Annotated in this window: 20 protein-coding genes; 13 read left to right on the top strand and 7 right to left on the bottom strand. The window is 68.1% G+C overall.

Going from position 1 to position 24148, the window contains the following annotated elements; all coding sequences use genetic code 11:
- Positions 1-267: aldehyde dehydrogenase family protein (locus tag C5C17_RS18205; RefSeq protein ID WP_146079231.1), on the bottom strand; the 267-nt coding region annotated here is incomplete at its 3' end.
- A gap of 245 nt (positions 268-512) precedes the next feature.
- Here C5C17_RS18205 and C5C17_RS18200 point away from each other — a divergent pair.
- A complete protein-coding gene (locus C5C17_RS18200) occupies positions 513-1889 on the top strand; it encodes an NAD-dependent succinate-semialdehyde dehydrogenase (RefSeq protein WP_104254802.1) in 1377 nt (458 codons plus the stop codon).
- Positions 1890-1924: 35 nt separating this feature from the next.
- Here C5C17_RS18200 and C5C17_RS18195 read toward each other — a convergent pair whose 3' ends face one another.
- The gene (locus tag C5C17_RS18195) at positions 1925-2173 is read right to left on the bottom strand and encodes a DUF6458 family protein (RefSeq protein WP_104254801.1); all 249 of its coding nucleotides are present in this window, start codon (positions 2171-2173) and stop codon (positions 1925-1927) included.
- A 152-nt stretch (positions 2174-2325) separates the two neighbouring features.
- Between C5C17_RS18195 and C5C17_RS18190 the strand changes: the two genes are divergently transcribed.
- The 6 genes from C5C17_RS18190 to C5C17_RS18165 all read left to right on the top strand — a co-directional run bounded on the left by C5C17_RS18190 (position 2326) and on the right by C5C17_RS18165 (position 7448).
- Complete coding sequence (locus tag C5C17_RS18190) at positions 2326-2766, top strand: pyridoxamine 5'-phosphate oxidase family protein (protein ID WP_104254800.1); 441 nt, start codon at positions 2326-2328, stop codon at positions 2764-2766.
- A gap of 2 nt (positions 2767-2768) precedes the next feature.
- On the top strand, positions 2769-3884 hold the full coding sequence (locus tag C5C17_RS18185; RefSeq protein ID WP_104254799.1) for a class I SAM-dependent methyltransferase: 1116 nt from the start codon (positions 2769-2771) through the stop codon (positions 3882-3884).
- 94 nt (positions 3885-3978) lie between these two features.
- Positions 3979-5517 (top strand): aminoglycoside phosphotransferase, encoded by a 1539-nt coding sequence (locus tag C5C17_RS18180; protein WP_104254798.1) that lies wholly within the window; start codon positions 3979-3981, stop codon positions 5515-5517.
- Between the two features lie 148 nt (positions 5518-5665).
- A complete protein-coding gene (locus C5C17_RS18175; RefSeq protein ID WP_146079230.1) occupies positions 5666-5992 on the top strand; it encodes a hypothetical protein in 327 nt (108 codons plus the stop codon).
- Positions 5993-6036: 44 nt separating this feature from the next.
- Positions 6037-6324 carry a hypothetical protein gene (locus C5C17_RS18170; RefSeq protein ID WP_146079229.1) on the top strand — a complete coding sequence of 96 codons (288 nt, stop codon included), beginning with the start codon at positions 6037-6039 and terminating at the stop codon, positions 6322-6324.
- Positions 6321-7448 carry a zeta toxin family protein gene (locus tag C5C17_RS18165; RefSeq protein ID WP_104254795.1) on the top strand — a complete coding sequence of 376 codons (1128 nt, stop codon included), beginning with the start codon at positions 6321-6323 and terminating at the stop codon, positions 7446-7448. Before C5C17_RS18170 ends, C5C17_RS18165 begins: the two co-directional genes overlap by 4 nt.
- Before the next feature lie 31 nt (positions 7449-7479).
- Here the strand turns inward: C5C17_RS18165 and C5C17_RS18160 are convergent, their stop codons facing one another.
- Together C5C17_RS18160 and C5C17_RS18155 are read right to left on the bottom strand one after the other, a co-directional pair.
- A complete protein-coding gene (locus C5C17_RS18160; protein ID WP_146079228.1) occupies positions 7480-8652 on the bottom strand; it encodes an alpha/beta hydrolase in 1173 nt (390 codons plus the stop codon).
- Positions 8653-8904: 252 nt separating this feature from the next.
- Complete coding sequence (locus C5C17_RS18155) at positions 8905-9684, bottom strand: L-threonylcarbamoyladenylate synthase (protein WP_104254793.1); 780 nt, start codon at positions 9682-9684, stop codon at positions 8905-8907.
- A gap of 145 nt (positions 9685-9829) precedes the next feature.
- On the opposite strand from C5C17_RS18155, the gene C5C17_RS18150 reads away from it, so the two are divergent.
- Both C5C17_RS18150 and C5C17_RS18145 read left to right on the top strand, forming a co-directional pair.
- Positions 9830-10780 carry a hypothetical protein gene (locus C5C17_RS18150; RefSeq protein ID WP_104254792.1) on the top strand — a complete coding sequence of 317 codons (951 nt, stop codon included), beginning with the start codon at positions 9830-9832 and terminating at the stop codon, positions 10778-10780.
- Between the two features lie 124 nt (positions 10781-10904).
- Positions 10905-11321, top strand: coding sequence for an META domain-containing protein (locus C5C17_RS18145; RefSeq protein WP_181028671.1), 417 nt, complete (start codon positions 10905-10907; stop codon positions 11319-11321).
- A gap of 15 nt (positions 11322-11336) precedes the next feature.
- On the opposite strand, the gene C5C17_RS18140 is transcribed toward C5C17_RS18145, so the two are convergent.
- Positions 11337-12191 carry a SoxR reducing system RseC family protein gene (locus C5C17_RS18140; protein WP_146079227.1) on the bottom strand — a complete coding sequence of 285 codons (855 nt, stop codon included), beginning with the start codon at positions 12189-12191 and terminating at the stop codon, positions 11337-11339.
- Positions 12192-12374: 183 nt separating this feature from the next.
- Positions 12375-17777, bottom strand: coding sequence for a fibronectin type III domain-containing protein (locus C5C17_RS18135; protein WP_146079226.1), 5403 nt, complete (start codon positions 17775-17777; stop codon positions 12375-12377).
- A 238-nt stretch (positions 17778-18015) separates the two neighbouring features.
- Here C5C17_RS18135 and C5C17_RS18130 point away from each other — a divergent pair, with 238 nt between their 5' ends.
- The gene (locus C5C17_RS18130; protein ID WP_104254819.1) at positions 18016-19104 is read left to right on the top strand and encodes a substrate-binding domain-containing protein; all 1089 of its coding nucleotides are present in this window, start codon (positions 18016-18018) and stop codon (positions 19102-19104) included.
- A 3-nt stretch (positions 19105-19107) separates the two neighbouring features.
- Here the strand turns inward: C5C17_RS18130 and C5C17_RS18125 are convergent, their stop codons facing one another.
- A complete protein-coding gene (locus C5C17_RS18125; protein WP_104254788.1) occupies positions 19108-19659 on the bottom strand; it encodes a methylated-DNA--[protein]-cysteine S-methyltransferase in 552 nt (183 codons plus the stop codon).
- Positions 19660-19846: 187 nt separating this feature from the next.
- Here C5C17_RS18125 and C5C17_RS18120 point away from each other — a divergent pair, with 187 nt between their 5' ends.
- The 3 genes from C5C17_RS18120 to C5C17_RS18110 all read left to right on the top strand — a co-directional run bounded on the left by C5C17_RS18120 (position 19847) and on the right by C5C17_RS18110 (position 24025).
- Positions 19847-22018, top strand: coding sequence for an ATP-dependent Clp protease ATP-binding subunit (locus C5C17_RS18120; protein ID WP_104254787.1), 2172 nt, complete (start codon positions 19847-19849; stop codon positions 22016-22018).
- A gap of 244 nt (positions 22019-22262) precedes the next feature.
- Positions 22263-22790 carry a hypothetical protein gene (locus tag C5C17_RS18115; protein WP_104254786.1) on the top strand — a complete coding sequence of 176 codons (528 nt, stop codon included), beginning with the start codon at positions 22263-22265 and terminating at the stop codon, positions 22788-22790.
- A gap of 101 nt (positions 22791-22891) precedes the next feature.
- Complete coding sequence (locus C5C17_RS18110) at positions 22892-24025, top strand: hypothetical protein (protein ID WP_104254785.1); 1134 nt, start codon at positions 22892-22894, stop codon at positions 24023-24025.
- Positions 24026-24148: the final 123 nt, after the last annotated feature.

Genomic DNA, 24148 nt, shown 5'->3' with positions numbered 1-24148 from the left:
GCGCTGGATCTCGCCGGCCGCGTCGGACACGACCTTGCCGTGCTCGGACGTGATGATGCGCGCGAGCTCCAGCTTCCGCTCGTTCAGCAGCTCACGGAAGCGGAACAGCACCCCCTGACGCTTCGCCACCGACGCGTTCGACCATCCCGGGAACGCGGCTTTGGCTGCGGCGACCGCGGCGTCGATCTCGGCCTGCTCCGCCAGCGCGACGTTCGCGGTGGCGACGCCGAGGGCGGGATTGAAGACCGGCGAGGTGCGCGCCGGCATCGTCGTCGCGAGGGCGCCATCGATCCAGTGCTGGATCGTGGGAAGTGCAGAGTCCACGTGTTACTCCTCGAGCGTGTTGGCTGGTGGGACGGGTTGTGTCTGCGGAGCAGAGGCATGGTCAGACTACGGACGGCCACCGACGCCCGAGTGGCGGCTTTGTAGAGGTGAAGGTCAGCATTCGACCAAACTGGCAACGGCTTTTGCGTCAGACTGGCATCGACACGACGGCCGAGCCAAGGAGCGACATGTCCAAGTACCGAGTGCAGAATCCCGCGACTGGCGAGATCATCGAGACCTTCGATGACGCGACGGATGCGCAGATCGAGCAGGCCGTCGAGAGCGCGGACTCGGTGTACAGCGAGTGGCGGGAGCGCAGCGTGCAGGATCGCGCGGCCGTCGTGCGGCGGGTCGCGGAGATCTTCCTTGAGCGCAAGGACGAGCTCGCGCACCTGATCGCCGTCGAGATGGGCAAGTCGGTGCAGGAGTCGATCGACGAGGTCGAGTTCGCGGCGTCGATCATCGACTACTACGGCGTGCACGGCCCGAGCCTCATCACCGATTTCGAGATCCCGAGCACGATTCCGGGCAAGGCGTACATCGAGCACCGCCCCGTCGGTACCCTGCTCGGCGTCATGCCGTGGAACTTCCCGTACTACCAGGTGGCGCGCTTCGCCGCGCCTAACCTCGTGCTCGGCAACACCATCCTGCTCAAGCACGCCGACATCTGCGCGAGGTCTGCGCTGACCATCCAGGAGATCATGGAGCAGGCCGGTGTGCCGGTCGGCGGCTACCAGAACGTCTTCGCATCCCACGACCAGATCGCGACCCTCATCGCGGATGACCGCGTGCAGGGCATCTCGCTGACGGGTTCCGAGCGTGCGGGCGCGATCATCGGCGCGCAAGCGGGGCGCAACCTGAAGAAGTGCGTGCTCGAGCTCGGCGGCATCGACCCGATGGTGGTGCTCGACTCGCACGATGTCGCGGCCGTTGCGAGGCAGGCATGGGACTTCCGGGTCTACAACGTCGGCCAGGTCTGCAACTCGAACAAGCGCCTCATCGTCATGGATGACATCTATGACGAGTTCGTGGAGGAGCTCAAGAAGCTCGCCACGGGGCTCGTGCCCGGCGACCAGCTCGACCTCGCTGACGGTGCCTTCCCACCCATGTCGAGCCGGACGGCCGCCGAGACTGTGCACGCTCAGGTGCAGAAGGCAGTGGCAGAGGGTGCGACCCTCGAGGTCGGCGGAGTGCTGTCGGATGGACCGGGCGCCCATTACTCGCCGGCCGTGCTCACGGGGGTCCCACGCGACTCCGAGTCGTACGGTGTGGAGATGTTCGGCCCCGTCGCGACCGTCTACCGCGTGTCGAGCGACGAGGAGGCCCTCGAGCTCGCGAACGACTGCGCGCTCGGCCTGGGCGGCTCGGTCTTCTCGACCGACGAGGCGCGTGCCACCCGCGTCGCTCGGCGACTCGAGGTCGGGATGGCGCACGTGAACACGATCGCTGCGGAGGCAGCCGAGTTGCCGTTCGGTGGCGTCAAGAACTCCGGCTTCGGTCGCGAGATGGGGCCCATCGGCATCGGGGAGTTCGCCAACAAGCGGCTCTTCTTCGTCTCCGCCTGAGCCGGGCGAGCGCCCCGTTCAGACGGCGGCGCCGCTCAGTTGCTGCGGTTCGTGCGCTCGATGACTTCCTGACCCGTGTTGGGGTCGATGACCTTGCGGGTCAGCGACGTCGACTGCTTGCGGCGAAGAGCGGACACGAGGCTGATGACGAAGACCACGGCACCCGCTCCCATGAGGATGTAGCCGATCGTCTTGAGGTCGACGAAACCGTCCAGGTCGACGTTGATGGCGAACGCCAGGATGGCGCCGATGACGATGAGTGCGATGCCGCTGCCGTAGCCCATTGGATGACCTCCGTGTCGGATCGAGCGGACGTCGCTCGGGGTGCGTCAAGTTTCGCACCGCTCGCGGCGTATATCGACTCCCGGATGCCGATTCGAACGTGAGCGGGCAAATCGATCAGGCGGCGTCGTGCGGATCAGGCCATGATGGACGCATGGAAGACGATCAGCTCATCACCGTCCTGAGCGACGAAGAAAGCCGCCGCCTGCTGCGGGCGACGACGTTCGGGCGCATCGCGTTCGCCGTGAACGGCCGCGTGGAGATCTATCCGATCAACGTCGTGTTCAGCGAACGCGACGGCGAGATCGTCTTCAAATCCGCGCCGGGTTTCAAGCTCGCGGGAGCGTCCATCGCCAAGGAAGTCGTGTTCCAGTCCGACGCCCTCGGCGACGGGTTCGCGACGAGCCTCGTCGCGCGCGGTGGAGCGAGGGTGCTCAGTACCGAGGCGGAGCTCGAACGGGCAGAGCAGCTCGGCGTGCGCCCCCTCATCGCGACGCCGAAGAACGAGTATGTCGCCATCACCGTGGCCGAGGTCTCGGGACGCCGCTACGTCACCGGTGAAGAGGCAGAGCCGCTCATCGACACCGTCGCCTAGGAATGGCCGACTCCAACCTGGGCACGGCACTCGCCGGCGCGCCTGATCCCGTCGACCGCCTCATCCTGGACGAGGCCGCCGACCTGGGTGGCGTGGATGCGCCGCTCGCGGTCGTCGGTGATGTCACCGGCGCGCTTGCCGTCGCGGCCGCGGAGCGGTTCGACCTCGACACGATCCGCACCTTCCATGACGCACTCTCTGAGGAGCGAGCCAGCGACGAGGCCGTGCGTGCGAGCTTCCGCTCTCTGAAGGCCGTTCGCTTCGGTCTCGAGCCGGCGTTGTTCGACGGCGTGCGGCTCGTGCTGCTGCGCCTCCCGAAGTCGCTCGCCGAGCTCGACGAGATCGTGCGGCTCGCCGCCGCGCACGCGCATCCCGAAGTGCGGATCGTCGCGGGTGGTCGCATCAAGCACATGAGTCGCGGCATGAACGAGACGTTGGAGCGCTCGTTCGACGTCGTCACAGCGAGCCTCGGCAGGCAGAAGTCGAGGGTGCTGCACGCGAGCGTCCCGCGGGCCGAGTTGCGTGGTGCGCCATCCGTGTACCCGGTCGTGCAGAGCTCCGAGGAGCTCGGGTTCGCGATCGCAAGCCACGGCGGCGCGTTCGCCGGCCCCCGCCTCGACCTTGGAACGCGCGAGCTGCTCGCCACCCTGCGCGACCTTCCCGCCGACGCGCTTCCGGAGTCTGGTCTCGCGGTGGACCTCGGTTGCGGCACCGGCGTGCTCGCGGTGTCGATCGCGAGGCTCCGCCCCCGGCTGGAGGTCATCGCGAGCGACCGCTCCTGGGCTGCGGCCGCCTCCGCCCGCGAGACGGTGCGGCTGGCGGGCGTCGAGGACCGGGTGGAGGTGCGTCGGGAGGACGCGGGGTCCAGCATCGAGACCGAGACGGTCGACGTGGTGCTCCTGAACCCGCCCTTCCACGACCGCCACGAGGTCGTCGAGGACATGGCGCATCCGCTCTTCCAGCAGGCGGCGCGCATGCTGAAGCCGGGCGGCGCCATGCTGACGGTGTTCAACTCGGGCCTCGCGCATCGTGCCGCGCTCGAGCGGATCGTCGGCCCGAGCACGCAGGTCGCTCGAGGCGCGAAGTTCACCGTCATCCTCAGCCGAAGACGCGACTGACCGTCGCCTGCGCCCTGCCAGGAAACACAGCGGCGGATTGACGCGAACCGGCGGGCATCCGGTCGGTAGGCTGATCATCTGAACCGGAGGCGCAATGACCGATCTCATCCACATGCTTCGCGACTGGATGCCGAAGCAGCGCTGGTACTCGGGCGGTGAGGGCCGGGCACCGCAGCTCACCCACCTCGGCAGCTACGTGCTCGCCAACCCGAACGGCGAGGCGGGTGTGCACCTCGTGACGGTGCCGTGCATGCTCGATTCCTCCGGGGACGTGCCGGTCGTCTACCAGGTGCCGATCGTGCTCCGCGAGGTGGATGCTCGCGTGCCCGCCCTCGGCTACATCGGGTCGATCAGCAACGCGGCCGGGCGCGTGAGCGCCGTCGTGGACGGGCCGCACGACATCGCGTTCGCGAAAGCGCTCCTCGCGCTCCTCGAACGTGAGGGGCATGCGACCGGCGCTGGGGGGCGGAGCGACATCGCCGCGTACGGTCTGCCGATGCCGGGGGCCGTGGTCGGCAGCTTCGTCACCAGCCGGGTGCTCTCAGGTGAGCAGTCGAACACGTCCATCATCTGCGAGATGCGGCTGCCGGATGGCAGCGATGCTGCACCGCTCATTCTCAAGGTCTTCCGGATGCTGCACGACGGTGAGAACCCGGAGGTGACGCTCCAATCCGCGCTCACCGCGGCCGGGTCGGTGCGTGTGCCCCCTGCCGTCGGACATCTCTCGGGCTTCTGGCCCGACCCGCGCACGAGCAGCGGGCGTGCGTCGGGGAACTTCGTGTTCGCGCAGGAGTTCCTTCCGGGTGTCGAGGACGCCTGGCGCGTCGCGCTTCGGGCCGCCGAGACGGGTGACGACTTCGGCGACGCCGCCTACACTCTCGGAACGGCAACCGCTGAGGTGCATCGAACGCTGCGCGACGTGCTTCCGAGCGTCGAGGCGAGCGCGCCGAAGGTGCAGGCCGAGGTCGCCGCCATGCGCCAGCGACTGGATGCGGCCATCGCGGTCGCACCGTCGTTGGAGCGCCTGCGTGGTGCGGCGGAGGAGGTCTACGCGCGTGCAGCGGAAATGAACTGGCCGCGCCTGCAGCGTGTGCACGGAGACCTTCACCTGGGCCAGGTGCTCGCCGTCGAGGATCGCGGCTGGGTGTTCCTCGACTTCGAGGGGGAGCCGCTGCGCAGCATCGAGCAGCGCAACACCGCTGATGCGCCGCAGCGTGACATCGCCGGAATCCTCCGCTCGTTCGACTACGTCGCAGGGTCGCTCGAGATGACGACCGGCCGCAACGTCGCGGGTGATTGGGCTGCGCGGGCCCGCCAGTCGTTCCTCAACGGCTACGCGGCGGCCACGAGCGGCGAGTCGCGGGTCGGTCGACACACGGGGGCGATCACCCTGGACGGTCGGGCGGCCCGCCGACAGGCGCAGGATGCCCGCGGTGGCGATGGCGCGGGCGCGTCAGGCGTTCACCTGCTAATGGACTCGTCGGCGAACCAACCGCTGAGCGCCGCCGAGGCTGCCGCGCTCATCCGCGTGTTCGAACTCGACAAGGCCCTCTACGAAGTGATCTACGAGGCCTCGCAGAGGCCTGCCTGGCTCCGGATCCCCGTACGGGCCGTGCAGCGCATCCTCGCCTGAGCGGAGGCGGGCTTGCTACCCGGCGCCGATACCTGATGTCTGGTTGTCGGCGTGGGATGCAGTCGAAGTTGTCCACAGATCAGGCACGGCATCGTTCCGGGTGCGTCCTCGCGACTACGTTCGCGAGTACGCAATCGGAAGGACGTACGTGACGCGTGACAACACTTTCAACAGTTTCGTGATCGACCCGCGAGGGCTGCCGAGCGCCGGAGGCTACTCGCCCGAGGTGTATGACCTGCTGCTGGACGCGGGGGGCCGGCTGGCTTCGTTCTACGCGGCCAGAGCCGCTCGGGCTCGAAGCGCCCACGAATACCGGCGCTGGCAGGACAAGCTCGCCGCGCTCCGCGCAGAGGTCGCCGACGTCGATGCGCAATCGAACGCGAGCGTCGTCACCAAGCGCAACGAGCTGATCGAGCGCTACCGCGCAGAGACGCGCGGCAGCGAGAGAACAGGCACCGTGCGCGGTGCGAGCTGACCGCGACTGCGATGCGTGCAGACAACGACGATGAGAGGACGAGCATGACCGAGGAACCCCAGGACGACGAGCGGATCGAGTCTGCCGAGCCTGTCGACGACTACGACCCCATGATCTACGACGCGATGCGTGAAGCCGCGAACCGGCTCGGCGGCTTGTACATGGAGCGCTGGCACCAGGCGAGGACCACTGAAGAACGCGACCTGTGGTTGCAGAAGAACATCGCTGTGAGTCTGGAGGCCGACGCCGTCGACAGCTACTCGTTGGCTGAGGTGCAGGCCAAACGGGCAGAACTGGTGCGGAGGTTCGAAGCCGAGGACCGACGAGCATGAGCGCCGGTCACGAGCTCAGCAGGCAGGAGCTCTCAGAGCGCTTCGACAACGCGATCGCACCGTGGGTCGAGGCTCGCCTGGCGCGAGCTGCGCCTGGACCCGCGACCCTGGTCCTGGTCGGTGCGCAACCCGGCGCAGGGAAGACGCGTGTCGTCTCACGAGCCAGGCGGGACACGGGTAGCGCCGTCGCCGTGGTCGGGGACGATCTTCGTCAGTTTCACCCCGACTACGCGCGTCTCATGCGTGAGGATCCGCTGCGCATGCCGGAGGTGACGGCGCAGGCGGCGGGTGCGTGGGCGCGCATGTCGAGCGACTACCTTCGGGAACGCCAGGCGTCGGTGGTGTTCGAGACGACGTTCAGGCAACCGGACGCGGTCGTGGCGACGGCGAAGGAGTTCCGGGATGCCGGCTACCGCGTCGAGGTGCGTGCGCTTGCCGTTCCCGAGGCCGTCTCACGGCTCGGAGTGCTGTCGCGCTATGCGGAGCAGGTGCGCGATCAGGGAGTCGGCCGCTGGACTGCGCAGGAGTTCCACGACAACGCCGCCGAGCAGATGCCGAAGTCGCTGGAACGGGTGATCTCCGAGGGGTACGTGGACAGGGCGCTCGTCGTCGACCGCACCGGCCGCACGCTCTACGCCGCCGACATCGACCCCTCCCATGCGACCTCGCCAGACGCGAGAGACGGCGCCCACGCTCGTGCCGCGCTCGACCACGGCAGGGCACTGGGGAACCTCGACCGTGCCTCCGCCCGCGCATGGCTCGGCATGCTCGACCGAGACGCGAACCATGTCCTCGACCGCGCCACTCTGGGCCGCGACGTGCTGTCCACCATCGACGACCTCCGCCGAGACGGCACCCGAATCGCACCCCTCGCGCACGAACCGAACAGCGCAGCAGCATCCACCGCGACCGCCAAGCTCTCGGCCCTCGGCGAGCGCACCAGCCAAGCGCGAGACTCTCTGGAACGCGGCGCCGGACACGGCCACGCCGCAGCGCCCCGCAGCCGACACGTGCAGTCGCAACTCGCCACGAACCTCGACACGACGATCGCCACCAGTTCCCGACCGAAGCCTGCAACCGCGCGCACGCGCACGCAGCAGGCAACCCCCGGCCAAGAGCGCTGAACCGCCACCCAGATCACAGGGCTGCGCCAGATCAACCGATCCGGCGCAGCTCCGGCTCCCGCACCCGCAGGAACGGCGCATACGGCAGCAGGAACCGCTGCGCCACCCGACCGAGCACGCCGGCGTCCGGAGCCAGCTCCACCTCAGCACCACCGCCAACCAGCACCGCCGCCAGATTGCGCTTCGCCGTCGTACCCCACTGCTCCAAAATCGACGTGTGCCCCGTCAACAGGTCCCCGAACGCCAACGGCGCCCCAGAGGCGCGCTTCTCCTGCGCCGCCCCCAGCACACCCGTCTCAAGACGAACCACACCCCGCGCATGCGCCGGATCCGCTCCATGCCCGAAATGCCCCGCCCGGCCCAGGAACGGGAGATGCACATTGATGCCGAGAATCGGACCAACCGACGGATCCACAGGAGCCAGCAACGCATAGTGCGGCACACGAGCCGACGCAGGCAGATCATCAAGCGACGTCACCCCGTGCCCAAGACCGGCGCTCGACACGTGCACAACACGATCGACGCGCATCCCCAACGACATGGCACGCCCCGTCACCCCACCGCCGAAGCTGAAGCCGAACGCCGTCAACGCCACCCGTCCATCCCGAGGAATCGCATTCACGAACGCGCCGAGCTTGCGGGCAAGACCATCCGCCATCGCCGCCGATAACGCCAGCGGGCCACGAGGGAACCGGCCGCCCTGCCACACCACCAGCCCAGCCTCCCCAGCTGGTGCGAGCTTCAACAACTCCGACATCGTGTGCGCCTTGCCCTCGAAGTCCAACAACCGCGCCTCATTGCCAGGCACGAAGATGCCCACGGAGGAGACGCCCTCCGCAAACGGGGAAGCCAGGGGATCCTCCGACTCCGAGATGGCGGTCCCCACGTACTCGACGATCGAATCCCGTTCAGGATCGAACGCGAGCACGAACCGAGGCTTCCCACCACGATCCACGAAACCGCGACCGCCGTGCAGCTCCTTCAACTGATGCACAAGACGCCCACGGTCACGCAGCTCACCCCGGCTCGCGTCCGCCAGGATGCTCTTGATCTCGCCACCCGCGAACGCACTCGCGCTGCCGAGAGCCCGCTCGATGGATGCGCCGGACTCGAGCGCTCGGATGGCACGCCCCAGCGATTCCCGATTGGCGCGCACGCGCACCGACCACGGGATGCCCTCGAGGTTGCCGACGAGCAGCGGCACCTGCTGCAGCAGACGCTCCCGCTCCGGGTCGGGCAGTGCGCTCCACCACTCCCGCGTCGTCGCAGCGGACGGCGGCGCGTTCAGCACGCGGCGAAGGCGCCCGCGCGAGATCGGCCTCGACTCGATCAGGCGGGTGAGGTCAGCTAACGAAGAACGGGCTCGCACGCAGAAAGCGTAGCGAGCCCGTCCGACAATCCACGACGTGAATCTGCCGAGGCACAGGAGGTGGTCAGCCCCCGGCGCGAGCCAGAATCAGTAGTACTCGCCCTGGCGGAAGTCCCAGCTGTTGAACGATTCGGCGAGGATCGCCATGATGCGGTTGATGTCGAGGCCCTTGCGGATCACGACGGGCGCCGGCGAGATCGAGCGCTGGCCGCCCTGCTCGGGGATGAGGGTGCCGTCGGCGTCCACCATCGAGATCATGACGCCCTGCTCGTGGCGCGTCTCCGTCGTCGCCTCCGGCTGGATCGACGCGACGTAGTCGTTGGCCTCGATGATGAGGTCGGCGCGGTCGTGGATGCGCTCGCCGATGCCCTCGACGAGGCCGCGGTTGCCCTTGCCGGACGGGTTCGCGGAGCTGGCGAACGCGAAGCGGCCGTGCTTCTCGTAGAGCTCCTTCGCGAGCTTCTCGCCGGGGACGCCGAACTTGATGACGAAGCAGCTCGTGCCGCGGCCGTCCATCATGAGCTCCTTGGTGCCGTCATCGGGGAGGGCGGCGACGGCCTCTTCCTTCCAGGGCAGGATGCAGCCGAGGAGGATGTCGTCGTTCCAGTGGCGCTCGTAGAACGCGTCGATCTCCGGCGTGAGCTGCGCGAGCGCACGGAGCTGCTCGAGCGAGCCGCAGAGCACGACGCCCGGCTTGTTGCGGTTGCGCTCCTTCGCCTCGAACTTGCGCTCGAGTCCCTCCTTGTCGGAGGTCATGATGATGTAGCCGACCTTCGTCGGGACGACGACGAGTCCGCCGTCTCCGGTGAGGATGTCGACGGCTTCTGGCTGCACGTCGCCGTTCCACGCGATCAATTTGCTGTCCATAGCTGCGTTTCTCTCGAGAGTGGTGCTCGGGCTCGTCGAGCCGGAGTGAACTGTCGCGTCCGCTTGGGTCGCGTCGAGCATCGATCCTACTTGGTGTTGGCGCTCGGCCAGGGTCGCGGGAGGCTCCGCCCGTAGGGTTGAGGGCATGGAGACTCCCCAGCAGGTCCCAGAAGACGGTGCTTCTCCCGAGTCCGAGCTCGAGGCGCTGGTCGTCGCATCCGGTTCCCGCCCGACCACGCCTGACGAGGCGGCTGCCGTGCTCGAGCGCTTCCTGCGCGAGACGGTTCCGCCGATCTTCGCCCTCGACCCGACCATGGACGTGCGCGGTTTCGATGCGGCGCGCGTCACCGCGCATCCTCTCGCCGGCGACCTCGTGGGGCTCGACCTCGACTTCACCGGCCTCGAGGTGACCCTCGATCCGACGGTCGTGGACACCCCGCCGACGCCCGACTTCCCTGCGTTCGGCACCGAGGTATCGAGGGCGGATGCGAAGGTCGCCGAGGTGCGTGCGCGTGCGCTCCCCATCCGCATCCAGGACGTCGACGTCGATGCGACGGTCACGGCGACCGGGGTGCACGTCGACTGGGCGGAGGACGATCTCGGTCAGCTGGCCCTCGCGCTCAAGCGCGGCACGGCCGGGGGTGAGGCCGTGACGGTCTTCCCCGTCGATGCCCTGTCGATCGATCTCTCGGCGCAGCAGCAGGCGGTGTCGGACGCCGTGGTCAAGTTGGTGCAGGAGTCGGCCGCCAGCCAGGGGTTCAGCGTGCCGCGCCTGGAGGTCGGGCTGACGCAGGCCGGGCCTCGCGGAGTGCACGTGCACGTCTCGGGCAAGGTCAAGCGCGGTCTGCTGGGGGCCAGTCTGCTCTTCACGACGGAGGCTCAGCTCGGCGACGACCTCAAGCTGCGGCTGCTCAAGCCCGCGCTCACGAGCCACAACCCCATCATCGGCCTGCTGCTGCTCGCCGTGCGGAAGCAGGTCCGCGAAGAGCTGAAGGACCCGATCGACCTGCGCGACCTTCAGCTCGACCCGCTGAAACTCGACGATGTGCAGTTCGAGGTCGGCGAGCGCCTACGGCTGCGCCTCGACTACAGCTAGTCGCGACGCGGCGGAGGTCGCACCTTCCTGAGGATGCGCAGCCCTTAATGACCGAGAGCAGGGACTCTCCGTAAGGTGAGGACGAGCGGATGAGCGGCGGAAGCCGGCGGAGATCGGAGAAATCGTGCACAGTCAACCCACGCCCCGTTGCGCTCGGGTGGCCTTGTCGTTTCTTGCCCTCGTCGCCCTCGCTCCTGCAGGCTGTGCTGCCCCGGCGATCTCTGAAGCGGAGCTGGTCGGCACCTGGGCGGTGAGTCAATCGCCGGCTGGTGTCCCTCCCGAGTTCGCGATGGCGACGATCGAGTTCACCGACGAGTACGCCTTTACCGGAGCTGGTTGCAACGGTGCAGGTGGTGGCTACTCTGTGCGAGGCAACTCGATCCGAATAGGCTCCTGGTCAGCGACGGAGGTGGGTTGCGATCCGAAACTCCACGAGGTAGAGGACTTGCTCTACAGCGGCTTCACGGACCTCACTATCGAAGGTGAAGAGATCGTGATGCCGACGTCGGCCGGAGAAGCCCGCTTCATTCGCGAGGACTGAACCCAGACGTCCGCGTCAGCCGGCACCTCCGCTCGACCGAACCTCCCGCAGAGCGACGGCGATCTGCTCCGCTTTTCCGAAGCTCGAGAGGCCCAGCCAGAGCATCAGCGTCATAGACGCGAACGACGCCATGCGCGGAAACTCTTCGCCGCCCGAAAGAGCGAGCTGAGCGCCGATGGCCGCGACCACCGCAACGGTCGCGCTGACCGCGATGGGGACGAGCAGTGGGTAGACCGCACGTCGTTGATCGATACCTGCCTGCAGCTCCTCGAGCCTGGCGGTATTGATGCGTATGCGATCATTCGCGGGATTGATGGACTGCTCGAGGAGTCTTCGTGTGCTGCGATCGAGCGTCGCGTCCCGGTGAGCGATAGCCAGCCAGGCGAGCAGGAGCACGAGTGGGAGGACCAGTGCTCCGGTCACGCCGAAAAGCGCGGCACCGAGGCCCGTCTGCCAGGGTTCGGGAGCATCGGTGAGGCCCAGGGTCATCCAGACGCCCGCGCCCGCGCCGAGGAGCCCTGCGATGATCAGGGCGCGCCTGCGCGCTGGTGGCAGCAGAGGTGGGAGATGCTCCAGGGTGGCGCGCCAGCCGAGTGTTGTGATCGGTACGTCAGGAACATCCATTTCGCGGATCTCACCTGGGCCCAGAGCAGTGAGAACACCCGGCCCAGCCTTCGCCATCCTGGCGTCACCCCAGCGAAGGCCAAGCAGCGCGGCCGGCGCCAGGACGAGAGGGAACCCGACAAGGGCGATGAAGATCACCCACCCAGTCGGAGTACCGAGCAGCGCAGCAGCTGCCACTATTCCGATGAGCAGCAGGGCGGCCGTGAGGACGGCGAACATGCCTGTGCGGTTGCGGTCCTTCGGCATCGACGCCTCCATTGTCGGATCGCTCTTCGGTCAGCACGATGAGCCGTTTGGTCGATGACCACGCTATCGAAGGGGCGCGGCGAGTGACTGAGGAAATGCGATCCCGTCGAGGGCCTTGCGCTCGTCCTCGAGTACCGCTGGCTGGGCGCCGCATCCACCTCCGACGCGGCGCCCAGTGCGCAGCTACTTCGTGACCGAGACCGTGTGCGTCGTGCTCACCGTGGTGCCGGCGGCGTTGATGAACTCGACCGTGTACTCGTACTGCCCCGGGGGGTTGCCGGCGACGTCCAGCACCGCCTTCTGGGCTGCGGGGCTCGCTGCGGTGAGCGTGCCGGCGCCCACCTCGACACCGTTCTCGAGGAACCGGTAGGAGGTGGCGTTGGTACCCCACCAGAGGTTCGCGGTGACGGTGTAGCTGCCGTCGCCGTCCCAGTTGTCCGAGGAGAGGGACGGTGCGCCGGGGGAGGCGTTGGTCACCGTCACCGTGAGCGATTCTGTCGAGGTCGTTCCCTTCGAGTTCACCAGCTCACCGGTGAAGACGTAGGTTCCGTTCTTCAGACCGGCGATGTCGACGGCAGCTGACTGTGCCGCCGGCGAGTTCATGGTGAGCGGTGTCGTGCTGACCAGCTGGCCGTCTTGGTACAGGCGGAAGACGGAGCCGTTCTCGCCCCACCAGAGGTTCATGGTCAGCTGGAACTCGCCGTCGCGGAGGCCGGTGTTCCAGCCGTCGTTGGAGGAGAGCACGCCCTTGCCCGGCGCCTTCGTCGCGCCGTCGTCCGTGGGCGCTTCGCTCAGGGTCACGGGTGCGGTCGCGGCCGAGCGGGGGCTTTCCCCGGAGGCGTTGACGCCGGTCACCTCGTAGGAGTGCGTCGAGCCGGGAGCGAGTCCCTCGACGGTGCAGCTGGTCTCGGTTGTCTCGCAGACCGGGTCCGAACCACCCGCCTCGTACACGCGGTAGCCGGTGAACCCCGCACCGGTGTCCTCGAGGCCGTCCCAGGAGACGGTGATGGCGGTATCGCCCGCCGGCGCTGCGACCGCGTTCTGCGGGGTGCCGGGCAGCGTCTCGTCGGCGACTGCCAGCCAGGAGATGACGGGCTTCTCGCCGCCGGCGCCCTCGTTGGTCACGAGGTAGTCGACCGTGGCCGCCTCCGAGAGCGTGAAGGTCAGTCCTGCGGAGAGCTTGGGTGTGGAACCGGAGAGCGGGATGCTTCCCTTCGCGAGCTCCGTGCCGTTGACCGACACGGTCTGGTACATGGTCCTGCTCAGGTTCCACCACTCGGTGAAGCCGCCGGTCAGCGTGTAGGTGCCGGGTTCCAGCGGGAGCCGGTAGCTCAGCTTGGTGGTGTCCTGGTACAGGCCCGTCGAGTACTTGTCCTTGATGTCGGTCCCGGTCTTCAGCTTCATGCCGTCGGCGACATGTCCCCACTGCTCGGCTGACGTGGAGACCTGGTCGACCTTGTCGTTGCGCAGTTCTTCGACGGCGCCTGACACTGCCGCGTATTGCGGTGAGGCGACACCGTTCGTCCCGGCGTCGATGAAGTAGACGAGCCCTGGCGGCACGATCTCGTACTGCGCGACGACCGGTGCGTCACTGTCGTCGAGGCGTCCCTGCGCTGTGATCGTCTCGTACTCGGTGCGGGCCTGCTCGTGGGCGGCTGGTTCCCACGTGACGGCACGTTCGGCATCTGCGACCGTCACCGTGGCGGGGAGCGGGTCGTCGGTGTCGAGCACCCCCTGCACGCCGAGGTCCCGGGGCAGCGTCTGCACGTAGACGAGCGCGAGTCGCGCGTTGTACCCGCTTGTCCCGTTGGTGCCGAACTCCAGCTGGACGACCGCTTCCTCGTCGAGCGTGAGCGTCTGCGCGATCGGCGTCGCCGCCCCTGTCGAGACTGCCGTCTTCGAGGTGGTCTCACCGTTCGCGGTGAGCTTCGCGGACAGGTTCGTCGTGAGTCCCGCACGTGGAGCCTGCACTCCGACGATGTTGTAGGAACCGGCGGGGAGTGTGAGGGAGTAGGTGACGGGCTTGTTGAAGTCGGCACCGATGTACGACGATCCCCAGTCCTGCGGCGTGCCGCCCGCGAGCGTCGTCGCCGCGGTCGCGTACCCCCACGTGCTGCCTGAGGCCGCGCCGTCCCACTTCTGGTCGGCGGTCTCGTTGCGGAGCTTGGGCGAGACGGCCGCTGCGGCCGCATGAGCTGAACCCGCTGCCGACCCGCTCGAGCCGGAGTCGATGAAGTAGTCGAGGTCCGCGGGGATGACGAGCACGCTCGCCGAGAACCGCTGGTAGACGCCGGCTTCGGTCTTCTCCGCGGTCCGGCCGGTGGCCGTGAAGGTCGCAAGCTCACCCGTGGTCTTCGCGCTGGCGTTCGACGCGGCAGTCCAGATGACCTCCGCCTCGGTCCCCGAGAGCGTGAGGGAACCGGGCAGGGCACGTTCGTCGGCGGTGATGGCGACGGAACCCAGGTCGGTCACGTCGGCGCTCACATCCTTGGGGGTGAGCGCGTCAGTCGCGGATGCGAGTCGCGCTTCGATCGCCGTCGCCCCTTCGACGTCGAGTCCGTACCCGAGCGGGTCGGTGATCGCGGACTGCGCCGCCGTCCGAGCGGCAGCGAACGGGGCCCATGACTGGGGTGCGTAGTCCGCCTCGACGAGCTGCGCGACGCTGGAGACGGCTTCGGTGAGTGCTCCCGTGTCGACTCGCGCCGAATCCGCGACGGCACTGATCGTGGCGACCGAGTCGACGTTGATCGAGCTGTCGTTGGCCGTCTTGACGACGACCGTGTGGGCGCCGTTGGCGAGGCCGCGGAGTGTGAACGTCGTTCGGGCGCTGCCCGCGCTCCAGGTCGGGGCTCCGAGGACGACGGGGATTCCATCCACCTCGACATCAAGCGTTGCAGTTCCGGGGTTGGAGCCGATGATGTCCAGGCCCGTTCCGATGAAGGAGTAGCTCAGCGCGGCGCCCTTGGCGGTGCTCTTGGATGCGGTTCGCTGCCACTCGAACATGCCCTGTCCGTTGACGTGGCTCCAGTTGGCGTCGAACTCGAGCACCGGCGTCGACGTGTTCGACCAGCTGCTCTGGTGCATCCCATCGATGATCTGTGTGGCGTATGGCGTGTATCCGGGCAGCGTCTGGATCTTCAGGTTGTCGAACTGCACGAAGTTGAAGCTGGATCCGAGCTGGATGCGCCCCGTGGCCTGCGGTGCGGCATCCGTGTACGTGGCGATCTGCACGCCGTTGATCGACGCCGTGTACGTGTCGGCGGCGACGGTCACGGCGATGGTGTTCCAGACGCCCGCGCCCGCAGTGAACGCGACGTCTGCGTTGCCTGCCACGGTGCCCGTGGAGAGCGTCGTGCCGTAGCGCGTGAAGGTCCACGCTCCGGTGGGCTCGACCTTCAGCTCGGCTGCCGAGACGTTCTGCCCGTTCGCCGTGCCGCCCTGCTCTCGGGCGCCGATGGTGGCGTACTGCGCCCCCGCGGCCTCGAAGAGCACGTCGGCCGACACGGTGTAGTTCGCCCACCGGGCGTCACCGATCGTCGTCTTGGGGTCGCCGCTGTTCCAGGCGCCGCCGGCCATGCCTGGGCCAACCTGTTGCCTGAGCACGCGGCCGTGGGTGGCATCGGCCGTGGCGACAGACTCGAATGCACCGTTGGTGTCGTTCGTGTACCGGGGGGTCACGCCCTGATCTTCTGGCTGCAGGGCTGGCGTCCCGCTCGGCTTCTCCTTGGCGCCGCGGCTGTCCAGGAATGACTCCCCGGAGTCGACAAGCGATCCGGTGGCCGGGTCGTAGCCGCTGATGTTGCCGGTGCTGGCGTAGTCGAAGTCGTCGGCGTAGAGGAACGCGTCGTCGGCGACACCGTTCTGGGCGCCGGTCGAGTCGGTGTCCAGAACGTCACGGCCGCCGGCCGGGTCCGTGTATTCGGGGGACGTGGGCAGCGCGCTCGCGTAGCCGTCCTTGGCGGTGAGCGTGCCGTCGGCGGCTGCTGTCGCCTGGTCGAGCGTCGTGAGGGTCATCGAGGACCAGGGCTTGACCTCGACGGTGTAGAGCCCGTCCCCGTTCGGCTCGATCTCCCCGACGGGTGCGAGGTAGTTGGCGTTGTACGCCTGCCCGGCATCCGCGGCGCGAGTCTCCCAGAGCTCGGCCGTGCGGTCTGCGCCCAGGGCCATGTCCTTCGCCGTGATGCGGTAGCTCTTCGTGAAGCTGCTGTCGTTGATGATGACGGTCGAGAAGTCGCTGGCATCTGGAGCCGCGAGGGTCGTAAAGGACGCCCCTCCGAGACGTGCGCCGTCCGGGGGGTTGCCCTTCCCGAGCTGGCTGTCGGAGGCCTGCGGGATGGCGCGCCAGATGCCGGCGGTGTTGTCGTCGTTCTCCCAGCCGAGCTTCGCGAACTTGGTGAACTGCTCGATCATGGCGAGACCGCCGTCGTAGTACAGCCAGCCGGACCACGGGTCGCGAGCGCTCACGAGCTCCTTGGATGAGTACTGGAACCCGTCGTAGAACGAGCCGATCGCGGGCTGGAAGATGTTGAGGGTGCGTCGCGACTCGTCGAACCCGGTCGTCACCCAGTTGCCCATCTCGAGAGCGCTGTTCGGCCCGCCGAATCCGGTGCCCGTTCCGCCCCGCTCGTCGCTGTTGGTGTTGTTCGGGCGGTCGGCCGAGTTGGAGAACGTGGACTGGCCCTCCGAGTTCCACACCTCCTTGTCGAGCTGCTCGGCCACCTTCTTGAGGTTGCCGGCGCTGTCGTCGGCGCTCGAGTAGTGGAAGCCGACGACGTCCACCGCGTCGCGCAGCGACGAATCGGTGGGGGACATCATCTCGTTGCCGAAGGACACTGGCGGGGTGCCGACCGTGTCGGCGGCGACCGTCTCGATGGATCGGTAGAGGTCCCGCTCCTCATCCGAGGCGAAGCCGCTGTTCGGGTCTGCCGAGCTCGTGCCCTCGTAGCCCTTCTCGTCGCCGCGGAGCCAGCCGGAGAAGTCCTTGTACAGCTGGATCTCGGGGGTACGCGTCTCGTTGGCGTCCGGGTTGATCGAGTCGACCATGATCCCGTATTCGCGGTAGGCGGCGAGCACGGTGTTCTTGAACCAGATGTACTGGGCGGCGTGGTCGGTGGCCCAGGCCGGCCGGTTCCAGCGCAGGATGCTGACGTGCACGTCGCCGTGTGCGACGAGCTGCGCGTCGGCGGCGAGCTGGAAGCCGGGCTCGCGCTTCACGTTGGGGTACTCGTCACGCGTGCGCATCGTCGACGGGTTCGGTCCCGTGGAGGTGTTGCGGTCGTTGCCCATCTCGATCTTGATGGTGTTCATGATGGGGCGGTCGCCCCCGAAGAGGGTCTCGATGAGCTCCCAGTACTTCTCCGGATGCTGCGCCTTGTAGTCGAGGAGCAGCGCGCTCGTCGAGTTGGCGGTGAGGACGCCGAAGCCCTTGAAGGTGAGCCCGTTCACGTTCTCGGCGGCCGCCGTGACGTCCGCGCCGTCGATGGTGACCGAGACCGGGTCTGATCCTGCGGCCTGGGCAGGTGTCGGTGAGACGAGGACCGGGGCGATCATCGCCGCCGCCGTCGCCGCGATGAGGGTGAGGCTCATCCGCCTCCTGCGAGCTCTCGGGGTGCTCGAGACTCGACCGAGCCGCTGGTCCTGAGGCATGTGCGCTCTCCGTTCTGTGCGCTGTCCGCTGCCTCGTCGGACGAGTGCGCGGCGGGCACGACTGTGTGCTTCCGAGCTGATCTTGGAGGGGGCCCGGGGAAACCGCCAGCAAAACGAACAGGATCGTTCATGCTCGACCTGAAGCGAACACCTCTGTACGCTCAGGGCTGTGGACGACATGCCGCCCTTCGGTCTCACGCGACGCGAACGCATCCTCAGCGAGCTCCGCCGTGCGGGCTCGGTTCGCGTGGCCGCGCTCGCGCGGCAGCTCGAGGTGTCCGAGCTCACGATCCGGCGCGACATCACGAACCTCTCCGATCGTGGCCTCCTGACCAGGGTCCACGGCGGTGCGACCCTGCGGAGTCGCCTCGACACGTCGGTGCCGACCGTTGCCGCACAGGCGACCCCCATCCGCTTCCGGGTCGGCATGGTGACCCCGTCGCTCAGCTACTACTGGCCCCAGGTCATCGTCGGTGCGCGAGCAGCGGCCACCGACCTCGGCGTGCAGCTCGTGCTGCGCGGTGCCAGCTACTCCGTCGACGATCAGCGTCGCCAGATCTCGTCTCTCGTCGAATCCGGAGGCCTGCACGGGATCATCGCGGCGCCGGAGACCAGCGGCCCCGACGGCTGGGCGCTCCTGCACTGGCTGGAGTCCCTTCCGGTGCCCGTCGTGCTGGCGGAACGCCATGCCGCCGCTGTCGGCTCGCTCACGAGTCTCGAGTGGGTCACCACGGACCACGTCTTCGGCGGTTCCCTCGCTGCGGAGCACCTTGCGGCGCTCGGACACCGTCGTGTCGGCATCCTGACGTCGGCCGGCTCTCCCACCTCAGCGCAGCTCCGGCAAGGGTGGAGCGCTGCCGTCACGGAGCTCGGCCTCGAGACGGACGTCGACGTCGACGCGAACCTCGACGCCATGGACGGACAGGCGAGGGAGGAGCTCATCGCCCGAGTGCTCGACGACTGTCGCCGGGCCTCGGTGAGCGCCCTGCTCATCCACTCGGATCCTCAGGCGGTGCTCCTGCAGCAATACGCCCGCGACCATGGCTGGTCGATTCCGGAAGACCTCGCGATCATCGCCTACGACGATGAGGTGGCGCAGAATGCCGAGCCGCCCATCACGGCACTGCGTCCCCCGAAGCAGCACATCGGGCGCCTGGCCGTCGAGACGATGGTGTCTCGTCTCGATGAGGGGCCGAGCCGCCCGGTCCAGCGCACACGCGTCCTGCCCGTGCTGCACGCGCGCAGGTCGACCGCCGCCCCCTCCTGACCGTCAGCGGCCCATCCCCATCGCCCGCTCGTGGTCGATGAGCGCCTGACGCACGGCGATGTCATCCGCATGACCCGCGAGCTTCCCGCTCGCGCGCACGATGCGGTGGACGGGCACGAAGAGTCCCACGAGGCAGGCCCCGCAGGCGCTCGCGGCCGCGCGGGCGGCACGTGGATGCCCGGCGATCGCGGCCACGTCGCCGTAGCTGGCGAGGGTGCCCGGCTCGACGAGCCTCGCCGCCCGCCACATGGCGCGTCGCAGCTCGGTCCCGTCCTGGTGCACGTCGACCTCGTCGAGCAGGGAGGCGTCGCCGTCGTCATAGGCGTGGACGGCGGCCAGTGCGGTGTCGTCGTCGCCCAGTTCCCGCACCGCGAGCAGCTCGGCCTGTCGCCCGAAGGCCGAGTAGGCGAGCGAGCTCGGGCTGCCGAAACCAGCCGCGCGCACGACCTCGGCTCCGCCCGCCTTCACGACCGAGAATGTCTCGCCCAGGAGCTCCACGCTGCCGACCCGGAGCGAGTGAACGGGGAGTGCGGATTCTTCACGGGCATCGGCCATGCAGGAAACTCTGCCACGTCCAGAGAAGTCCAGGTCACGGGCACAGAACGCGCGCTCAACTCCCGCTGGGAGTTGACTGAGCGAAGCGCATTCCAGTGGCACTGTCGCGCGTCAGGCCCTAAACTTGAGCCAACTCGACTCAACTTTTAACGATCTGAGTCGCAAGCAACGTTCTCGAAGGAGCCCCATGGCAAACATGCAAGGCGCTCAGGCACCAGACGAAGAGGCCAAGAGCGCACTCGAACAGTACGGAATCAACCTCACCGACATCGCCCGCTCGGGCAAGCTCGACCCGGTCATCGGTCGTGACTCCGAGATCCGCCGCGTCAGCCAGGTGCTGACCCGCCGCACGAAGAACAACCCCGTGCTGATCGGCGAGCCCGGCGTCGGGAAGACGTCGGTCGTCGAAGGCCTCGCGCAGCGCATCGTCGCCGGCGACGTCGCCGAGTCGCTCAAAGACAAGGAGCTCGTGAGCCTCGACATGTCGGCGCTCATCGCCGGCGCCAAGTACCGAGGCGACTTCGAAGAGCGCCTCAAGGCCGTGCTCAAGGAGATCACCGAGTCCGACGGTCGCATCATCACCTTCATCGACGAGCTGCACACCCTCATGGGCGCCGGCGGCGGCGAGTCGAGCATCTCGGCCGCCAACATGCTCAAGCCCATGCTCGCTCGCGGCGAGCTGCGCCTCATCGGCGCGACGACGCTCGACGAGTACCGCCAGTTCATCGAGTCGGATGCGGCGCTCGAGCGACGCTTCCAGCAGGTGTTCGTGGGCGAGCCCAGCGTCGAGGACTCGATCGCCATCCTCCGCGGCCTGAAGGAGCGGTACGAGGCGCACCACAAGGTGTCGATCGCCGACCAGGCGCTCGTCGCCGCAGCTGCCCTCTCGAACCGCTACATCACCGGCCGCAAGCTCCCGGACAAGGCGATCGATCTGATCGACGAGGCCGCGTCCCGCCTCCGCATGGAGATCGACTCCTCGCCCGTCGAGGTCGACACGCTCCAGCGGCAGGTCGACCGGCTGCGGCTCGAAGAGCTGGCGCTCAAGAAGGAGCACGACGACGCGTCCAAGCAGCGCCTCGCCGCGCTTCGCGCCGACCTCGATGCGAAGAACGCGCGCCTCGGCGAGCTGAAGGAGCGCTGGAACGTCGAGCGTGCCTCCCTCAACCGCATCGGCGAGCTGCGCGAGCAGCTCGACAACATCCGCATGCGCGCCGACCGGGCGCAGCGCGAGGGCAACCTCGAGCTCGCGTCGCGCCTCCTCTACGGTGAGCTGCCTGGCATTCAGAAGCAGCTGCATGAGGCCGAAGCCACCGAGGACGGCGGACCCAAGCTCGTCAACGACCACGTCACGGCCGAGGACATCGCCGGGGTCGTGGCCGCGTGGACGGGCATCCCCGTCGGGCGGCTGCTGCAGGGCGAGATGGAGAAGCTCCTGCACCTGGAGGCCGAGCTCGGCAAGCGACTCGTCGGGCAGGAGAAGGCCGCCGCGACGGTGGCGGATGCGATCCGCCGCACCCGCGCGGGCATCGCGGACCCCGACCGCCCCACCGGCTCGTTCCTGTTCCTCGGCCCCACCGGAGTCGGCAAGACGGAGCTCGCGAGGGCACTCGCCGAGCTGTTGTTCGACGACGAGAAGGCCATGATCCGCATCGACATGTCCGAGTACGGGGAAAAGCACTCCGTCGCCAGGCTCGTCGGCGCCCCTCCGGGGTACGTCGGCTACGAGCAGGGCGGACAGCTGACCGAGGCCGTGCGGCGCAGGCCGTACTCGGTTGTGCTGTTCGACGAGGTCGAGAAGGCGCATCCGGAAGTCTTCGACATCCTCCTGCAGGTGCTCGACGACGGGCGGCTCACCGACGGTCAGGGCCGCACGGTCGACTTCCGCAATGTCATCCTCATCCTCACCTCCAACCTGGGCTCGCAGTTCCTCATCGACCCGCTGCTCTCTCAGGAGGAGCGAGAGGACCGGGTCATGGCGGCTGTCCGGCAGTCGTTCAAGCCGGAGTTCGTGAACCGCCTCGACGACATCGTCGTGTTCAGCGCGCTCTCGCAGGACGAGCTCGCGCAGATCGTGGCGCTCTACATCGACCGCCTGCAGCGCAGGCTCGGTGAGCGGAGGCTCACGATCAAGGTCGACGACGATGCGCGGGCGTGGCTCGCCGAGCGCGGCTACGACCCCATCTACGGGGCCCGGCCGCTGCGGCGCCTCATGCAGCGCGAGATCGACGACCGTCTCGCGAGGGCGCTCCTCGCGGGCACCGTGCGCGACGGCGACACCGTCTCGGTGGTCGTGGCGAGCGATGGCGACTCGCTCAACGTGCAGTCGACGACGCCGCACACGGCAGCCGTGGAGTAGGAGGCAACCCCGCTGCTTGCAGCCCGAGCCCCGGTTGGCCGTGGCCGAAGAGTGAGCCAGATGCATCCTCCAGCCCGCTGGAGCCTGCGCCTGGCTCACTTTTCGCGTGGTGGATGCGGGCGGGGGCAGGGGCGAGGGGCAGCGAATGCGCGGGGAGCGGCTGCGTGGTGCCGTACATCTCTGGTGGGTAACTCGGGCGCGTCGTGCACATCGCCTGTCCGCATCCGCGCTTATCTTGAGCGGCATGGAGCACCTGCGCTGGATACTGCCACTCATCGCCGCGCCCGTCGTCGCCGTGCTCGGCATCGTCGGCGTCATCGCCCTCTCGTTCCGGAGGCTCACGTCCGCGCCGGTCGCGAGCGACGACGTCATGGTGCTGTTCGGTCGCGACGCCTACCAGTTCTTCCTCGGCACGCTCGTGCCGTTCGTGCTGCTGGTCTTCATCGTCGGCCTCATCGTCTACGCCGTCTACGCCGTCGGGACGACGTTCGGGTGGATCGCGCTCCGCGAGACGCCGCTCTTCAAGACCTGGACGCTGCCCCTGCTCTTCTCGCCAGCCATCGCCGTGGTCGCCTTCTTCGTCGTCGCGTTCATGCCGTTCGTCGCGGGACCGAGCGAGGCGCTCGTGCCGGTCGTCAGCGCGTTCGGCGCGTTCATGGTGTGCCTCGCCGTCGCGGGTGCGCTGTGGTTCCGTGCGACGCTCGGCGCCCGCGCCAACAAGCGCGCCGCGGAGGCGGCGCCGGTGACCGGCGAGGTCGGCGTCACCGCCTGAGGTCGGCGTCGTACCCGCATTCGGGTGCCGTTTCCGCTTCTGCGACGGAGCGGGGAGGACTGACCTGGCCGAACGTCGGCGGGCGGTCGTACGTTGGCAGGATGACGTCGAAACGAGGCTCTCAGGTCGGTCGCTTCATCTGGCTCGGGATGCTCGTCGCCCTGGTCATCTTCGGGCTGGCCACCGCGCCTGAGCTGCTCGAGGGGCTCCACCTCGGTCCTGGGGCAGACGAGGTCGCGTTCAGCTTCGCCACGCTCGCGTACTTCCTGCTCCTCCCCGCCGCGCTGCTCGCGCTGGTGATCCTGTCGACGTACGTCGTCCGCGTCGACCTCCTGCACGCCATGGAGAGTCGGTGGGCATCCCGGATTCGTACTGAGTCAGGCGCCACCAAATCCAGCAACGCCGAGAAGTTGCGGAGGCGAGGACGTTGGGCGCTGCCGCTGCTTGCGCTGGCCGGAACGCATGCGCTCACCGCGGCTGTCGTCGCCCTGGCCTTCACCGGGTATGACGGGGGTCCGTACGCGGAAGATGACGTCGCCCGGACACTCAGGGGTCTCGGCCTGGCGCTGCTGTTCTGGGCTAGCGTTCTCTTCGCAGTACTTCTGCTCTTCGGACTCGGGCGGGCGTCGCCTCGCGGGGCGGCTGCGAATCGACGAGAGAGCAGGCACCGCAAAGGCAACTACACGCGCAAGGAGCGTTCGCAGCTCGAGAATCAGCGGTACTCGCATGACCGGCTTGCGGCCGCGCTCCGCTTCCGAGATGAGCTGCTCGATGAACGCCTTCCGCAGACCATCGATGTCTGGGATTTCGGAGCCGCGGACGGCGAGGTGTTCTTCCAGGACGCGCCGGCGACCTATGCGCGGTACTACGGCCGCGACGTCGCGTACTCGACGAGTTCAGGCTTCTTCTTCGGCCACCCGGCTTTCGTCGTGGCTGGTCTCGCGGTGACCGCCATGGGCAACGCCTCGGCGCGATCTCGAGCTCAGATGGAAGCCGCGGAGCAGTGGCGCGAGTGGCAGACCGCTCGTGTCCTCGTCTCGAACCAGCGCCTCGTGTGCTTTGCGGGTGGGCGGTGGTTGTCGTTCTGGTACTCGGGCGTCGTCGCGAGCTACCCGTCGCTGCGTGAGCGGTCGCTGGTGCTGCAGTTCGACGGGGCGGAGCCATTGATGCTCGTGGGTGATCACGTGCCCGTCGCCGTCATGATGGCCACGTACTCGATGCACGGGGCGGGATGACGCGGAACCGGTCGGCGCTGGAGCGCACTGCGCTGCGCGAGGCGAGAGGCATCCCGCACGCCGAGAGCGGACCTGTGGTCGTCGACCGTGAGGTGCGACGACGACAGGCCCCTCTGCGTTTCG

Origin of the sequence: Pseudoclavibacter sp. RFBA6, assembly GCF_002931575.1 — a bacterium.
GTDB classification, from domain to species: Bacteria; Actinomycetota; Actinomycetes; order Actinomycetales; family Microbacteriaceae; genus Pseudoclavibacter; species Pseudoclavibacter terrae.
This window is presented reverse-complemented; position numbering and strand designations above follow the sequence as displayed.

What these genes read in the sequence shown, in the direction of transcription:
- C5C17_RS18135 (WP_146079226.1), bottom strand. Translation starts at nt 17,777, where the DNA reads ATGAGCCTCACCCTCATCGCGGCGACGGCGGCGGCGATGATCGCCCCG.
- C5C17_RS18130 (WP_104254819.1), top strand. Translation starts at nt 18,016, where the DNA reads ATGCCGCCCTTCGGTCTCACGCGACGCGAACGCATCCTCAGCGAGCTC.
- C5C17_RS18200 (WP_104254802.1), top strand. Translation starts at nt 513, where the DNA reads ATGTCCAAGTACCGAGTGCAGAATCCCGCGACTGGCGAGATCATCGAG.
- C5C17_RS18125 (WP_104254788.1), bottom strand. Translation starts at nt 19,659, where the DNA reads ATGGCCGATGCCCGTGAAGAATCCGCACTCCCCGTTCACTCGCTCCGG.
- C5C17_RS18165 (WP_104254795.1), top strand. Translation starts at nt 6,321, where the DNA reads ATGAGCGCCGGTCACGAGCTCAGCAGGCAGGAGCTCTCAGAGCGCTTC.
- C5C17_RS18115 (WP_104254786.1), top strand. Translation starts at nt 22,263, where the DNA reads ATGGAGCACCTGCGCTGGATACTGCCACTCATCGCCGCGCCCGTCGTC.
- C5C17_RS18195 (WP_104254801.1), bottom strand. Translation starts at nt 2,173, where the DNA reads ATGGGCTACGGCAGCGGCATCGCACTCATCGTCATCGGCGCCATCCTG.
- C5C17_RS18190 (WP_104254800.1), top strand. Translation starts at nt 2,326, where the DNA reads ATGGAAGACGATCAGCTCATCACCGTCCTGAGCGACGAAGAAAGCCGC.
- C5C17_RS18150 (WP_104254792.1), top strand. Translation starts at nt 9,830, where the DNA reads ATGGAGACTCCCCAGCAGGTCCCAGAAGACGGTGCTTCTCCCGAGTCC.
- C5C17_RS18170 (WP_146079229.1), top strand. Translation starts at nt 6,037, where the DNA reads ATGACCGAGGAACCCCAGGACGACGAGCGGATCGAGTCTGCCGAGCCT.
- C5C17_RS18155 (WP_104254793.1), bottom strand. Translation starts at nt 9,684, where the DNA reads ATGGACAGCAAATTGATCGCGTGGAACGGCGACGTGCAGCCAGAAGCC.
- C5C17_RS18120 (WP_104254787.1), top strand. Translation starts at nt 19,847, where the DNA reads ATGGCAAACATGCAAGGCGCTCAGGCACCAGACGAAGAGGCCAAGAGC.
- C5C17_RS18140 (WP_146079227.1), bottom strand. Translation starts at nt 12,191, where the DNA reads ATGCCGAAGGACCGCAACCGCACAGGCATGTTCGCCGTCCTCACGGCC.
- C5C17_RS18185 (WP_104254799.1), top strand. Translation starts at nt 2,769, where the DNA reads ATGGCCGACTCCAACCTGGGCACGGCACTCGCCGGCGCGCCTGATCCC.
- C5C17_RS18180 (WP_104254798.1), top strand. Translation starts at nt 3,979, where the DNA reads ATGACCGATCTCATCCACATGCTTCGCGACTGGATGCCGAAGCAGCGC.
- C5C17_RS18110 (WP_104254785.1), top strand. Translation starts at nt 22,892, where the DNA reads ATGACGTCGAAACGAGGCTCTCAGGTCGGTCGCTTCATCTGGCTCGGG.